Annotated in this window: 9 protein-coding genes and 2 pseudogenes; 7 read left to right on the top strand and 4 right to left on the bottom strand. The window is 69.9% G+C overall.

Annotation, left to right across the window (positions count from 1 at the left end):
• Window positions 1-6 precede the first annotated feature (6 nt).
• Window positions 7-3327: a BTAD domain-containing putative transcriptional regulator gene (locus tag OG219_RS25220; protein ID WP_266830103.1), complete on the top strand. Its 3321-nt coding sequence runs from the start codon at window positions 7-9 to the stop codon at window positions 3325-3327.
• A gap of 294 nt (window positions 3328-3621) precedes the next feature.
• Here the strand turns inward: OG219_RS25220 and OG219_RS25215 are convergent, their stop codons facing one another.
• The gene (locus OG219_RS25215; protein ID WP_266830101.1) at window positions 3622-4062 is read right to left on the bottom strand and encodes a VOC family protein; all 441 of its coding nucleotides are present in this window, start codon (window positions 4060-4062) and stop codon (window positions 3622-3624) included.
• A 437-nt stretch (window positions 4063-4499) separates the two neighbouring features.
• On the opposite strand from OG219_RS25215, the gene OG219_RS25210 reads away from it, so the two are divergent.
• Window positions 4500-6044 (top strand): fused MFS/spermidine synthase, encoded by a 1545-nt coding sequence (locus OG219_RS25210; protein ID WP_266830099.1) that lies wholly within the window; start codon window positions 4500-4502, stop codon window positions 6042-6044.
• Window positions 6045-6232: 188 nt separating this feature from the next.
• Here OG219_RS25210 and OG219_RS25205 read toward each other — a convergent pair whose 3' ends face one another.
• Window positions 6233-7108 carry a DUF1989 domain-containing protein gene (locus OG219_RS25205; RefSeq protein WP_266830097.1) on the bottom strand — a complete coding sequence of 292 codons (876 nt, stop codon included), beginning with the start codon at window positions 7106-7108 and terminating at the stop codon, window positions 6233-6235.
• Window positions 7105-7809 (bottom strand): GntR family transcriptional regulator, encoded by a 705-nt coding sequence (locus OG219_RS25200; RefSeq protein ID WP_266830095.1) that lies wholly within the window; start codon window positions 7807-7809, stop codon window positions 7105-7107. Before OG219_RS25200 ends, OG219_RS25205 begins: the two co-directional genes overlap by 4 nt.
• A 162-nt stretch (window positions 7810-7971) precedes the next feature.
• On the opposite strand from OG219_RS25200, the gene OG219_RS25195 reads away from it, so the two are divergent.
• The 5 genes and pseudogenes from OG219_RS25195 to OG219_RS25175 all read left to right on the top strand — a co-directional run bounded on the left by OG219_RS25195 (window position 7972) and on the right by OG219_RS25175 (window position 11619).
• Window positions 7972-8793 carry an ABC transporter substrate-binding protein gene (locus tag OG219_RS25195; RefSeq protein WP_266830093.1) on the top strand — a complete coding sequence of 274 codons (822 nt, stop codon included), beginning with the start codon at window positions 7972-7974 and terminating at the stop codon, window positions 8791-8793.
• 3 nt (window positions 8794-8796) lie between these two features.
• Window positions 8797-9453, top strand: a pseudogene (locus OG219_RS25190) (amino acid ABC transporter permease); the annotation flags it as partial.
• Between the two features lie 135 nt (window positions 9454-9588).
• Complete coding sequence (locus tag OG219_RS25185) at window positions 9589-10329, top strand: amino acid ABC transporter ATP-binding protein (RefSeq protein WP_323183358.1); 741 nt, start codon at window positions 9589-9591, stop codon at window positions 10327-10329.
• 30 nt (window positions 10330-10359) lie between these two features.
• Window positions 10360-10689, top strand: a pseudogene (locus tag OG219_RS25180) (histidine kinase); the annotation flags it as partial.
• A 156-nt stretch (window positions 10690-10845) separates the two neighbouring features.
• Window positions 10846-11619: a polysaccharide deacetylase family protein gene (locus OG219_RS25175; RefSeq protein WP_266830091.1), complete on the top strand. Its 774-nt coding sequence runs from the start codon at window positions 10846-10848 to the stop codon at window positions 11617-11619.
• A gap of 40 nt (window positions 11620-11659) precedes the next feature.
• Here OG219_RS25175 and OG219_RS25170 read toward each other — a convergent pair whose 3' ends face one another.
• A complete protein-coding gene (locus OG219_RS25170) occupies window positions 11660-14734 on the bottom strand; it encodes an FG-GAP-like repeat-containing protein (protein ID WP_266830089.1) in 3075 nt (1024 codons plus the stop codon).
• Window positions 14735-14889 lie beyond the last annotated feature (155 nt).

Raw genomic sequence — 14889 nt, 5'->3', positions numbered from 1 at the left:
ATTCCGATGACACAGGGGAGCGGAGGCTTCGGGGTGGACGGCGGATCTCCTCAGCTGCTGCGGTTCGAAGTGCTTGGACCGTTACGGGCATGGCGGGGCGGGGCGCCGCTGAAGCTGGGGCCGGTCAAGCGGCAGGCCGTGCTGGCCACTCTGCTGCTGCACCAAGGGGCCGTGGTGAGTCATGAGCGGCTGCTCGACTCGGTGTGGGGCGAGGAGCCGCCCGCAGGCAGCCACAAGGTGCTGCCCACTCACGTCAACTCGCTGCGCAGAGTGCTCGATCCGGAAGGCACCCCGCCTTCGGAGTCGGTGATCCGCAGCGGCAAGGGCTGGTACCGCTTCGTCGTCGAGGAGGTCAGGATCGACACGACGGATCTGGACGAACGGGGCGACGAGGCTTTGAGCACCGTCGCGTCGGGCGACCTGGTCACCGCCGCGGGCCAACTCTCCTTAGCCATCGGGCTGTTCCGGGGCGAGCCCCTGGCCGGGGTTCCGGGACCATTCGCGCGGGAGGAACGGCAGCGGTTGGAGGAACGCCGACGGACGTTCCGGCTGGAGCGGCTCAAGTGCCTGGTCCTGCTCGGCCGGTTCGGCGATGCACTCGACGACCTGAGCCGACTGTCCGCGTCCGACCGTTACGACGAGTCGCTGACGGCCTTGCGCATGCGGGCCCTGTACGGCCGCGGACGTCAGGCGGAAGCGCTCAGAACCTACGAAGACCTGCGCGTACGACTGCGTGACGAACTCGGAACCGATCCCTGTGAGGAACTGCGCCGGGTGCACGAAGCGGTCCTGCACCAGGACGACGTCTTTCTCCTGCGTCCGCCCCCGTCGGTGTTCTCCGCACCGCGTGAGAGGGCCGTGCCCGCCGAACTCCCGCACGACACCCCGGGTTTCGCCGGCCGCACCGGCGAACTCGACCGACTCCACTCGCTGCTGGCGCCCGCGCGGGCACAAAAGACTGCGAACACCGTGGTCATCTCTGCCATCGGCGGCGCCGCCGGCATCGGCAAGACCGCGCTGGCCGTGCACTGGGCACACCACGTCCGCGACCGCTTCCCGGACGGCCAGCTCTACGTCAACCTGCATGGCTTCGACCACGACCGGCAGCCACTCGAACCCGGTGAGGCCCTTGAACTGCTGCTGCGCAGCCTGGGGTTCGCGGCGTCCGAAATCCCCCCGCACCACGAGGCCCAGAGCCGCGTGTTCCGGACCCTGCTGGCCGACCGGCGCATGCTCGTCCTGCTGGACAACGCGGCCTCGGCCGAGCAGGTGCGTCCACTGCTGCCGTCCGGCCCGACCTGCTGCGTCCTCGTCACCAGCCGCAACCGGCTCGGCGACCTCGTCGCCCACGACGGCGCCCACGCCATGCCACTGGACCTCCTCCAGCCGGACGAAGCCCGCGCACTGCTGAGCCGGACCCTCGGCACGGACCGGGTCGACGACGACAAACACGCGGTCGATGAACTGATCCGGCTCTGCGGCAGCCTCCCCCTGGCCCTGCGCGTGGCCGCCGCCCGGCTGGCGGGCGATCCGGGCCTGCGGACGGCCGACCTCGTCACCGAGATGACCGAGGGCAACAAGCTGGAGGCACTGGAGCCGGACGGTGACGCCAACTCTCCTTTGCGTACGGCCTTTTCAGTGTCCTACCGGGTCCTGGCACCCGCCGCGCGCCGGCTGTTCCGCCTGCTCGGCCAGTTCCCGGGAGCGGAGTTCACCACCGAGGCCGCAGCGGCGCTTCTGGATGCGCCACTGCCACAGGCCCGGCGGCTGATCGGTGCGCTGGTCTCGGCCCACCTGATCGAGCCCGCGACGGTGGGGCGTTACCGGTTCCACGATCTCCTCCGCGAGTACGCATGGGAGTGTGCGCTGGTGGAGGAGGCGGCGCCGGACCGTGAAGCCGCCCTCGAACGGCTCCTGATCTGGTACCTGAACGCCACCCGAACCGCCGCGGGGGCCGGGCTCTTTCCGGAGCTGCCGAGCAGCCTCCATCCCGGCACGCACCCGGGCATGCCGTCGGGCACCGCGCCCGGACCGTGGCTGGACGCGGAACGGGCGAATCTGCTCGCCGTCATCAACCATGCCACCCGCCACGGCCCCCGACCCGTCGCGTGGCACCTGACCTCCGCACTGTTCAGCGACTTCTGGATCCATCTGCCGCGGAAGACCTGGCAGACCACCGCGCAGACGGCGCTGGACGCGGCCGAGACCGAGAGTGATCTGTTCGGCCAGGCAGCGATGCACTCCAGCCTTGCAGCGGCGCGGTGGGACCGGGGGCATGTCCGACAGGCGATGGAACACGCCACACGCGCAGTGGACATCAGCCGGGAGATCGGTTGGGCGACGGGCGAGGCATCGGGTCTGGGCCTCAGAGGCTTCGCGCGTTGGAGCATGGCGCGCCTCGACAGCGCGCACGACGATTTCACCGTCGGCCTGCGCCTCTTCCGTGAGACGGGGCACCGCTACTTCGAAGGATTCGGGGTGGTCGGCCTCGGTATGGCCTGCCGGGATCTGGGCCGGCTGCACGAGGCCGCCGATCACCTCGAACGGGCCGTCGGGCTCGCGGCAGAGGTCAGCTGGTGGGACGCCCGCTCGGCCCTGCATATCCTGGGCGGGGTGTACTGGGAACTCGGCCGTCTCACGGACGGACTAGACCTCCTCGGCCCGGAGGTGGCCTCGGACAAGCGGGCCGGTTACCGCGACGGCCAGGCGATGATGCTCGGCGCCATCGCGAAGATCAATGTCGAACTCGGCCGCCACAGCGAAGGGTTGGAGCAGGCTGAGCGAGCCTTCGCCCAGGTCGAGGACACGAAACGACACTGGGTTCAGTCCGGCATCCTCAACACGGTCGCCGCCGCCCACCGACGACTGGCACAAGCGGACCGGGCTCTTCAGGCCGGCGAGCAGGCTCTCGCGATGGCTCGCGAGGCGCGATTCAGACGGGGCGAGGCAGACAGCCTCCTGTGCCTCTCCCTCACCTACAAGGAAACGGGCCGGTACGACGAGGCTCGCGCCCACGCCGAACTGGCGCTGGCCCTGGCCCGTGACCACTCGTTCCGCGTGGTGGAGGGCCAGGCTCTGACGGCCCTGTGCGAGACGGCGGAGGCCGAGGAGGCACACGGCACAGCTGTCGAGCTCGGCCAGACGGCCCTCGCCCTGCACCGCGAGACCGGCCACCGGCTCGGCGAGGCCCGCACCCTCATGGCACTCGCCCGCGCCCACCGGAAGACCGGCGACGGCGCCGCCGCTGAACTGATGAGGCAGCAGGCATGGGACATCTTCTCGGACATCGGTGTACCCGAGTCGGAGTACGAGGGTCTCGACCGGTGACGCCTCCGCAGCCGTGCCCAATCCGTGCCCGTAAGAGCGGGCAACCACGGTCAACAGGGGTGCGATCCTGCACCCTCGATTGCCACACCCGAGAGCTTACGTCCAGGTCAGAAGCTACCTGGCTCCCCAAGCGTCGTCGCTTCCCAATCTGAGAGTGCGAGGTCGATTCTCGTCACCCGCTCAATGGCTGAGGCCCAGGTCATTGACCCCAAGAGGCGACTTCAGAGGCGAGCCGCCTCTCTCCGAGGTCCGTCTCATGGATTCCGTTCGGCTGCATGGTTCGGTTCCTCCTTCTCACTGCAGTTGCTCGGCCAGTCCGACGATGATGCCCTCCGGGCCGCGGACGTAGCAGAGCAGATAGCTGTCCTCGAACCGGGCGATCTCGCCGAGGAGTTCGGCGCCGTGAGGGCGCAGGCGGGTAACGGTGTCCTTGATGTCGTCGACGGCGAACATGACGCGGTGTGTGCCCAGAATGTTGTGCGGGCGGTTGCGCGGGCCGGCGCTGGTCGCCGCGGGGCTGCGGTACTTCGCCAGCTCGAGGCGGCTGTGGCCGTCCGGTGTCCGGACCATGGCGATGTCACAGTGGACGCCGTCGAGTCCGGTGCACTGGTCGGCGACGAGGCCCTCGACCTCCGCCCTGCCCTCCAGCTCCATACCGAGTTCCACGAAGAACGCGATGGCGGCGTCCAAGTCCTCGACGACGATGCCGACGTTGTCCATCCGCTGAATCGCCATGCGGGCTTCTCCTTCTTCCTGGTGCGGCCGGTGGTGGCCGCTGATGTCCCTGGGACGGAGCCGGTGGAACGTTCTCGACATCCGCAGACCGCCGAACTCCGAGAAAACTGGATCGCGCCAGGCGTCTTCTGGCGCTGGGCCGCAGGTTCGGACTTCTCGGTGCTAATCATCGGGGTGGGTCCAGGCGACATGGTGGCCGGCTGGGCAAGCGACGGGTTCGAGTCCTGGGTGCCGGGCGGACCAGCCGACCGCGTGCCCGCCGCGCGGGTGGTCGCACGCGTGGCGGACGATCGGCGACCTGAGTAGTCCCCACCGGGCCCTGGCAGTTGCCCGTGACAGACCCGTGCCTTACGTGGTGAACCTTCCCGGTCACAGCACCAGATGGCTGGAGGAGGAGGATTTCGCCGTGCTGTTCGGTCGATGAGTCGCATGCGAGGATGTCGCCCGTGACCGGATCGTCGTCATCGCCTGTCGCCGAGGGCCCGCCTCGCGACCACGGCCTGGGCCCCGGTGCCGCTGCCGCGCTTGTGTTCGGGTCCTCTGCCGCAGTCCTCGTGGTCGAGATCGTCGCTTTGCGGCTACTGGCTCCCTACCTCGGTCTCACACTCGAGACCAGCACCATGGTGATCGGCATCGCCCTCACCGCGATCGCCCTCGGTTCGTGGCTGGGTGGGCTCATCGCCGACCAGGTCAATCCACGGCGGCTCATAGGTCCCTCGCTCGGGGTGTCGGGGGCGGTCGTGGCGGTCACCCCTGCCGTGCTGCGTACCACTGCGGAGTGGGCGCCGGCGTTGCTCTTGTTGATCGCGTCGCTGACCATCCTCGTGCCGGGCGCGCTGCTCTCCGCGGTGACGCCGATCGTGACCAAGTTACGGCTCACCAGCCTCGCCGAAACCGGAACGGTGGTCGGCCGGCTGTCCGGCGTCGGCACCGTCGGCGCCATCTTCGGCACCGTCCTCACCGGCTTCGTCCTCGTATCGCGGCTGTCGGTCAGCGGCATCCTGATCGGACTCGGAACACTGCTGGTGGTCGGCGCGGCGCTGGTCGAGTGGCGAACGCGCGGGTGGAGCGGCACCCCTGCCCTCACACTCGTGGTCGTTGCCGGCGGCCTGGCCACCACGGTCGCGCCCGGTGCCTGCGAGACGGAGACCAAGTACCACTGCGCACGGGTCGTCGCGGACCCCGACCGGGACAGCGGCCGCACACTCGTTCTGGACGGCTTGCGCCACTCCTACGTCGACGTCGACGACCCGGCCTTCCTGGAGTTCGCGTACGTGCGCGCCATCGCGTCGGTGGTCGATGCCGCCTTTCCCGAACGTGAGCCACTTGCTGCCCACCACCTGGGCGGCGGCGGGCTCACCTTTCCCCGTTACCTCGCGGCAACGCGACCCGGGACGCGCAGCCTTGTGTCCGAGATCGACAGCGGGGTCGTGCGCATCAACCGCGACCAACTCGGTCTGGGATCAGAAGCCGGTATAGACGTACGCGCCGAGGACGGCAGGCTCGGTCTGCGGCGACTGGACGCCGGCAGTCGTGACCTCGTCGTCGGCGACGCCTTCGGGGGTGTCAGCGTGCCGTGGCACCTCACCACGGTGGAAGCGATGACCGACATACGGCGGGTGCTCGACGAGGACGGCCTGTACGTCGCCAACCTCATCGATCACGGCAGTATGGCTTTCGCACGTGCCGAAGTGGCCACCCTCCGCGAGACCTTCGAGCACGTGGCACTCGTCGGCGAACCCGTCGATATCGGCCTCGACCCGACCGCCACCGCCGAGGGCGGCAATCTGGTGGTGTTCGCCTCCGACCGACCGGTCGACCTGCGCGCGACCCAGGAAGCGCTGGACGCCCGGCAAACCGGCTGGAAGATCGCCACCGGCGACGAGCTCACCTCCTGGATCGGCGATGCCCAACTGCTCACCGACGACTACGCACCCGTCGACCAGCTCCTCCAGCCCTCCAGCACACGAAGCAGCCGGTGACAGGAGTTCGTCGAGGCTGGAGTACTCCCCGGTGCAGGTCATGGGCGCGTGGCGGCGCGATCGGCCGCGTCAGCACCCGGCCCCCTTGATCTCGCCCGTACCGCGACGTCGTCGGTACCTCGGCCGGCCCCGGTCAGGGCGGTGATCACTCCCGCCGCCGGCTGAGTGGCGTCAGGCTTGGTTCTGGTTCAGCCGGTGGTCTCGAGGAAGTCGGGCCGCCGCAGGCCGTGGACGTTGCGGTAGGCGGCCCTGCGGGGTGGGGTCCAGCCGTCCAGTAGGGCGGGGGCGGGGCGGTAGACCTCGATGCCCAGGGGGCGGCAGACGTCCAGGGGGTCGCGGGCGTCCGGGCCCCAGAGGGGGACGGAGAGGTCGCCGCCGGGGCAGGTGGACAGGGCGCAGAGGAGGTCGGTCTCGGCGAAGAACTCGAAGTGGTCGCCCTTGCGGGCCGGGCAGTCCTTCATGAAGTACTGGTCGGACTCGTTCAGGCCGGTGCACTGGAAGACGTTCAGGACGTCGTGCACGTCGAACTCCGTGAGGCCGTACGGGAGTACGGCGCGGACCAGGTTCGAGTGGCAGTGGAAGTCGAAGTCCTCGCCGGTGAGCATGCGGTTGACGTACGGGTCGCAGCGGGTGCCCAGCAGGTCGTGGACGCGTCCGCCGTCGGCGTCGACGCCGTAGTCCGCGAGCGTGTCGGCGGTGACGGTGAGCAAGGGGCGCAGGAAGGGGAGAGTGGACCAGATGCGGTCGTACGTGGAGATGTGCGCGCGCTGCAGCTGGCGGGTGCGGGCGGCCCACATGCGCTCGCGCGGGTCGTGGAGGTTCCATATGTTCAGGTCGCCGACCTGGGGGCCCTCGACCGTCACGATCCTGCACAGGTGTCCCTGAGGGACGGTCCAGGCGCGGCCCGAGCGGATCGGGATCTCGAAGGAGTCCACGAGCTCGTGGCGCGTCCCGGCGAAACGGTCGTAGAAGGCGCGGTCGACGTCGAGAGCGCCGCCCTGGGTGGCCTGGTAGGCGGCTGCCGCCTTGGACGCGGCCGATGCGGATGCCGGGCGGGGGGTCATCGCTTGCCTTTCGCTGCCGATGTCGTGCTGGTCGTACGGGAGTTGGCGCGTACGGCGTCCAGCACCGTCCGCTCCGAGTCGTCCAGGTAGAGCCGCAGCGCGGCGGTGGCGTCCTTGCGCCGGCCGCCGCGGATCAGGTCGCAGATCTCGCGGTCTCGGGCGACCCACGGCGCTTGGAAGGCGCCCTGATCCGCCATCACGGCGAAGGCCAGGCGGAGTTGGGCGATCGTCACCCGGAAGAAGCCGTCGAGCCGGGCGCTGCCCAGCAGGGCAACCAGCGACTGGTGGAACCGCAGTGACGCGGTGCCGACCTTGTCCCACGCCTCGACGTCGACGGCGAGTTCGGCGGCCGAGACCTTGGCCTCCATGGCGTCGAGCAGTGGTTCCGGGGCGAGCGGGCTCGCGTCGACGGCGCTGAGTTCGAGCGTGCGGCGGGCGAGGTAGATGTCCGTCACGTCCTCGGCGGACAGGGTCTTCACCGCGGTGCCCTTGTGCAGTTGCTGCACCACCAGGCCCTCGTCGTGCAGGGTGCGCAGGGCTTCTCGCAGGGTGTTGCGGGACACCCCGAGTTCGGCGGAGAGCGCGACGTCCCGCAGCGGGGTGCCGGGCGGCAGTTCGCCCTCGACGATGCGTTCGCGCAGCACATCGGTCACCAGGACGGGGCGCCCGGCGGAGGCCGCCGCGCCGTTCAGAGTCGACATGCCCCCACCCTAGCGCACGATCTGTTGAACAAAATAGAAGCCTGCTCCATGTACTACATCCAGGAAGTTTCGACCTTTTACTTGACTGAAACACCAACCCGTCACCATCATCAGCAGCCAGATTGTTCAACAGTTTCAGTCTCCCGGTCGAGAGGCCCCCTCATGCGCGTGACCCTCCTCCGCTCCATCACCGCCGGCTTGCTCCTCGCCCTGTCCGGCTGTTCCAGCGGTTCCTCCCCGGCCGGCGAGGCGGGCGGTTCGGGCACCATGACCGCCGGCACCCTGACCGTGGGATCGGACCTGACGTATCCCCCGTACGCCTATCTCGACGGCAAGACCCCGGCGGGCTTCGACCCGGACATCTCCCGGGCTCTGGCCAAGGCGTCCGGACTGAAGTCCACCTTCGTCGACACACGGTTCGAGCAGCTCATCGCCGGGCTCGGGACCGGCCACTTCGATGTGATCGCGTCCGACCTCTACATCACCGACGCGCGCAAGAAGCAGGTCGACTTCATCCCGTACTTCACGACCGGCAACTCGATCGTGGTGCAGAGCTCGGGCGACTACCGGCCGGCCGTGGTCACCGACCTGTGCGGGAAGTCGGTCGCGGTGATCAAGGGCGGCCAGATCGTCGAGAAGCTGCGCGGCGAGGCGAGCACGCAGTGCGAGGGGAAGGGTGAAAAGGCCGTCGATGTACGGGAGTTCGGCACCGACCCCGAGGGCACGCAGGCGCTGCTGTCCGGTCAGGTCGACGCCCAGGTCACCGACGGGGCCGTCGCCAAGGCCGCCGCCGACAAGACCGGTGGCCGGCTCACCATCTCCAGCAAGACCCTGATCTATCCGGTCCAGTCCGGGCTTGCCGTGAAACGGGGCGCCACCGAACTCAAGAAGACCCTCACCACCGCACTCGACGAGCTCAAGAAGAACGGCACCTACGCCGAGCTGCTGAAGAAGTACAACCTCGGTCAGGCCGAGGGGAGTTGACGGATGATGGGCAGCTTCGACTGGCATTACACGATCGGCCTGTTCGCCGATGCCGACCTGTGGCGGGCGGCACTGCTCGTCGTGGAACTGGCCGTGTCCGCCTGGGTGATCTCCACCGCGCTCGGCCTGCTCGTCGCCCTCGCCCAGCAGTCCCGGCTGCGTCCGCTGCGGCTCCTCGCCTCCGCGTACGTCTGGTTCTTCCGCAGTCTGCCGCTGCTGGTACTGCTGATCTTCGTCTACAACTCACCGCAGCTCTTCCCCGACCTCAGGCCCCTGTTGTCGAGCCCTTTCGCCGCGGGCCTGGTCGCGCTCGTGCTCAGTGAGACCGCGTACATCGCCGAGATCCACCGAGGCGGTCTGCTGGCCGTGGGCAAGGAACAGGGCGAGGCCGCGCAGGCGTTGGGCATCCCGTACGCGGGCGTGCAGCGGCATGTGGTGGTGCCGCAGGCGTTCCGGGTCGCGCTTCCCGCGCTGGGCAACGAGTTCATCAGCATCCTCAAACTGACCTCACTGGTCAGCTCCATCTCCCTGGCCGAACTGCTGCTGGTCGGCCAGCGCCTCTACACCCAGAACTTCCTGGTCCTGGAGACCCTGCTGGCCGTGGCGGTCTACTACGTCATGCTGGTCACCCTCTTCGACCGGCTCCGCGCCCTGCTCGAACGGCGCCTGGACGTGCGCAGACGCCGTACGAAGGCCACGGCCGGCCACGTCCCGGAGGCCGACGTCCCCGTCGCACCGGCGCGGACCCGACCCCGCACCCCGCACGACGGCGAGGCGGTCGTACGCGCCCGGGGCCTGCGGAAGTCGTTCGGCGCGGTGTCCGTCCTGAACGGGGTGGACCTCGATGTGCACCGCGGCGAGGTGGTGGCCGTCATCGGCCCCTCCGGCTCGGGCAAGACCACCCTCGTACGCACCCTCAACCACCTGGAACAGCCCGACCACGGCACTGTGGAGATCGACGGCCGGCCCATGGGCGGCCGGGACCGTGAACTCGCCGCCCAGCGCCGTCACGTCGGCATGGTCTTCCAGCGGTTCAACCTCTTCCCGCACCGGACAGCTCTGCAGAACATCACCCTCGCCCCGCTCCAACAGCGGCTCCACGGCAGCCGGTCGGCCGCCGAGGGGCTGGCGCGGGAACTGCTCCGCAAGGTGGGCATGGACGCCCACGCCCACAAGTACCCGCACCAGCTGTCCGGGGGCCAGCAGCAGCGCGTGGCCATCGCCCGCGCGCTGGCGATGGACCCCAGCGTGCTCCTCTTCGACGAACCGACCTCCGCCCTCGACCCCGAACTCGTCGGCGAGGTCCTGTCGGTGATGAGCGAACTCGCCTCGGACGGCACGACCATGGTCGTCGTCACCCACGAGATGCGCTTCGCGCGCGAGGTCGCGGACTGGGTGGTCTTCATGGACCAGGGCCGCATCCTTGTCCAAGGGCCGCCCGAGGCGGTCTTCGACAACTCCGGGGAACCGCGCCTGGAACGGTTCTTCGCCGCGGTCACGGGCACCCCGCAGCCGCCCTCGAAGGCGGTGCGGTAGAGGCGCGGTTGTCGGCCGGGGTCCGCCAGGACGGCGGTCGTCGTGCTGTCGGGCGTGGCGGCGGTGGGTGTGGTGGCCGTGAGCGCGGTCCCGTCATGGATCTCGCTCGGCGACCGGTTCGTGCTGGTGCTGGTGGGTGCGGCCGTACTGCCGTGGTTCGCAGGCCGGTTCTGGCGTCAGTACCGGGCTCTGGTGCGGGCCGGATGGGAGCGGGCCGAGCACCTGGAACGCGAGCAGTGGTTGATCGCCGAGCAGGCCCGCCTGCGTGAACGTGCCCGCATCGCCCAGGACATGCACGATCTGCTCGGGCACGACCTCAGTCTGATCGCCCTGTCGGCGGGCGCCATGAAGCTCGCGCCCCGATCCCGCCCGCTGCTCGCTCGGTTGTCCGGGAACCACTCCGGGATTGTCCTTGATCGGTAACGGGCGCATCCTGTGGCCGCTGTTTCTCGTCCTGCCAGTTGGTCGCGAGTTGACCAAGGTATCGGTGAGTAACTGCGGGAAAGCGGGGCGGACATGGCGCGGCACGGTGGCGGGCGGGGCTGGTACGGCAAGGTGTTCGGCGCGGCGCTCGGGGTGGCCATGCTCGCCGCCGGTGCATCGGCGTGGTCCGCGCAGGCCGGTGTCGTGGGCGGCCCGTCGCCGAAGGCGACCGCCCCGGTCTCGGCGGGCAGTGACGGCAAGCCGGTCGCGGTGACCATCGCGCACGCCTCGGACAAGGGGGCGCGCGGCGTCAACATCACCATCGACGACGGCCCCGACCCCGTGTGGACCCCCCAAGTGCTCGACGTGCTGCGGGAGTACGGGGTGAAGGCCACGTTCTGCATGGTGGGGACGCAGGCGCAGGCCCACCCGGAGCTCGTGAAGCAGGTGGTCGCGGCCGGGCACCGGCTGTGCGACCACTCGGTGTCGCACGACACCACGATGGACAAGCAGTCCCAGGCCTACCAGTCGCAGCAGATCCTCGACGCCGAACGCATGATCACCGAGGCGTCCGGGGGCGTACGGCCGATGTACTACCGGGCGCCCGGCGGGGCCTTCACCCCGTACAGCCGCAAGCTCGCCGCCTCCCGCGGCATGCGCCCGCTGGGCTGGAACGTGGACACCAAGGACTTCGAGCGGCCGGGCACGGACGCCATCGTCGCCACCGTGGAGCGGGAGTTGCCCAATGGGCCGACGCTCCTCTTCCACGACGCCGGAGGCGACCGCGCCCAGACCGTCGAGGCCCTGCGCCGGATCCTTCCCCAGCTCAAGGAGCAGGGCTACTCCTTCGGCTTCCCGGTGCGTTGAGCCCCGGCTCTACCGGGGCTCAACGCACGCCCACGCGCCGTCAGAACACGCCCTTGTACACCTGCCATCCCGAGGCGATCTTCGCGCGGGGCCCGAACGACCCCTTGCCGTTCCCGCTGTTGCGCCACACGTTGCCGGCGGTGTCGCGGGAGATGAAGTCCGCCTTGCCGTCGCCGGTGATGTCTCCGACGCCGACGATGGCGTTGTAGGAACCGCCCCAGGCCGAGTACAGCTTCACGCGCGGTGCGAACGTCCCGTTGCCCTTGCCGTAGTACCGGTACAGGTTGTTCGCCTTGTCCTGGGCCAGCAGATCCCCGACGCCGTCGCCGTTGAGATCGCCGACGCCCACGACCTTCTTGTACGTCTTCCAGTTGTCGTAGAGCTTCACGCGGGCCGACAGCTTCCCCGCCGAAGTCCCCTTGTAGAGGTAGACGGCTCCCGTGGAGGAGTTGCGGGCGATGAGGTCGGGGCGGCCGTCGCCGCTGACGTCCCCGGGCGAGGTCAGCACGTCGTACTGGTTCCAGCCCTTGCCGAGCGAGGTGTGCGGGGTGTTCGTGAGGAAGGCCTGCCCGCTCATGGTCCGGTACACCCGCAGTTCGCCGCTGCTGAACCGGACGAGGACGTCGTTGCGGCGGTCGCCGTTGAGGTCGCCGAACGGGACGGCCGTCACGGTGGTGGGCCAGCCCGAGCCCGGCATGGCCCCGCCGAAGGCTCCCGTCCCGTTGCCCGGGCGGTAGCTGATGGTGCCGGACGAGTTGAGGGTCAGGACGTCGCCGATTCCGTCGGGCGCCCAGGTGCCGCCGTTGGTGAAGTCGCGTCGTACGGCGGCTCCTTGGGACACCCTCACCGTCTGGGACACCGTGAGCGCCGGTCCCGAACCGTCGGCGGGCGGGGCCGTCAGCTTGAAGGTGTACGTGCCGTTGGGGACGTACGCGCCCTTGCTGTCGCGCTCGTCCCAGCGCGTGGTCAGGGTGCCGGACACCTCCCCGCCGGAGAGCGTACGGACCACCGCGCCGGTGGCCTTGCTGGTGACCGTGGCCGTCCAGGACGCGGCGGGCTTGGAGAGCAGCCCGCGCCACTGCCACCACGGGCTGCTGCCGCTCGTGTTGGCGGTCGCCTCGGACTCGGCCACCGCGAGCCGCTGGGTGGCGACCCCGCTGGGCACCAGGTGGACCTGCTTGTCCGCGTCCACGTAGGCCGCGGGCCCGCCGAACTTGTCCACCGTCCAGGTCACCCCGCGCAGACTGGACGTGCCCGCCGCCAGGTCGCCGATCTTCCGGGTGGTCGCGGTGCCGTCGGCGAACGCGGTGAGGAGGAGCGCCCCGGCCGAGGTGTCGTGCCGGACGAGGTAGCCGTCGCCGAGCAGCACCTCGCCGGACGGGACGGCGATGTTCTTCTTCGCCGTACGGTCCCATACACCCGACGTCGCGGTCGTGCCGCAGGACCAGTAGATCCAACGGCCCACCGCCTGCAGCTCCTTGGGAACGCACGGGGCGCCGGTGCTGACGGTGTCGGTGGTCTTGCCGGTCTTCAGGTCCTTGGCGGTGACGACACCGGTGCCGGAACCCGGCGTCCACAGGCTGGTTCCCCAGACGGAGGCGGCGGTGACGGAGCGGGTGAGGATGGGCTGGAGGTCGGAGTAGACGCCGAGGTCGCCGACGTACTGCTTGGTGGGGGACGTGCCGTTGACGATCGCGTAGCGGCCGGTGATGTCGAGGACGGTTCCGGCGGTCGAGGACAGATAGAAGAAGCCCGCGTCGTCTTTCTCGTCGAGGGACCGGACGTACGAGTCGGCGGTGGGGTCGGAGTCGGCGGTGAACGTCACCGCACGGCCGTCCCCGGTGGCGTACGGGCCCACGTCGAAACCGTCCCAGCCCCGCCAGGTCGGCGCGCTCGGCGTTCCGTCGGCGGCGATCCGCCGGGTGACGAAGGCGCCCAGGAAGAGGCTGTCGGCCTCGTCGGTGGCCAGGGTGCCGTTCTGCAGCGACAGCCGGTCGATCTTCGCGGCCACCGACGGTACGGCGGTCAGCTCCGTCAGCGTCGGGGTGGCCGCGCCCGTGTCGGTGACCCGGCGTACCGCCCAGTGCCCGGCGTCGACACCGCCCACGGCCAGCAGACTGCCGTCCGGTGCCGCGACGAGGGAAGTGTTCGCGTGCCGGAGCAGGGTGATCGGGTCACCGCCCGCGAGGGGGACGGCCATGAGCTGCTCGCCGGAGTCGTTGGCCAGGTTGTGCGAGGACGACGGCACCGAACGGGCCACCACCAGCCAGCGCCCGGCGATGCCCACGGACGGGCTGCCCTCCGTGCCGGGCAGCGTCACCGTCGTCTCGGCGGCGGAGAGGTCGGCGCGGTCGAGGACGTGTGCCTGCGTGCTTCCGGACCACCAGACCAGCCGGTCCGCGCTCAGCGCGACGCCGGTCGGGGCGGCGGGGACGACCACATCGCCGGTGACCGTCGCGGTGGCCAGGTCCACCAGCGCGAGGTGCCGCTCGCCGTCCGCCAGCGCGTAGCCGATGACGGCGGTGTCGCTGTCGCCGCCCAGCACGCTGAAGCTGAACTTGATGCCGGTCGGCCATCCCTGGACGAGAGTGCCCTCCGCGGGGGCGCCGTCGCCGTACAGCCACAGCACGCGGTCGCCGGCGGCGTCCCGGGCCTGGGTCAGCACATGGGTGCCGAAGGTCGCCACGTACGAGCCGTGGGTGAGGGCGACGTCCGTGGTGGTACCCGCGGGGACGTCCCTGAGGACCACCTTCTGGTTGGCCGAGACGACTTCGGTCACGACGTCGGACGACGACCCCAGGTATGCGGGGAGTTCGAGAGGGGACAGGTCGCCCAGCTCGGTCGTCGTACCGGTGTCGTACGAGGTCCACAGGTAGCCGGAACGGCCCTCCTGGACATGCAGATATCCACTGGGGCCGGCTGTGTGGATCCGGTCCCGCCGCGGTATGTAGCGGTCCGCCTGGAAGACCTTCTCCGTCGCGAGGGCGGTGCCCCCGACGCCTTCGTCCGCTTCGGCCGTGCCGGCGAGCGGGCCGGGACCGACGGTCACGGCGAGGACCGCCAGCGCGGCGACGACGCCCCGGGCGGTCGTACGGGCGGTGGTACGACGGACCATCATCGTCTCCTGCACCTCTCAACAGAGAAAGGCGTGACGGGACGGCGGCGGCCGATCAGGCGCGCGTTGACGGTGCTGCGAAAACGTCCAGCCCCCGAGCTGCCCCCCACGCACAGCGGCCACGAGAGTAACAGCATGTCCATGCCCATCAGGAG

The organism is Streptomyces sp. NBC_00038 (genome assembly GCF_026343635.1).
Taxonomy (GTDB): Bacteria; Actinomycetota; Actinomycetes; order Streptomycetales; family Streptomycetaceae; genus Streptomyces.
Note: the sequence above shows the minus strand (reverse complement) of the source record. Positions and strands in the feature narration are given on the sequence as shown.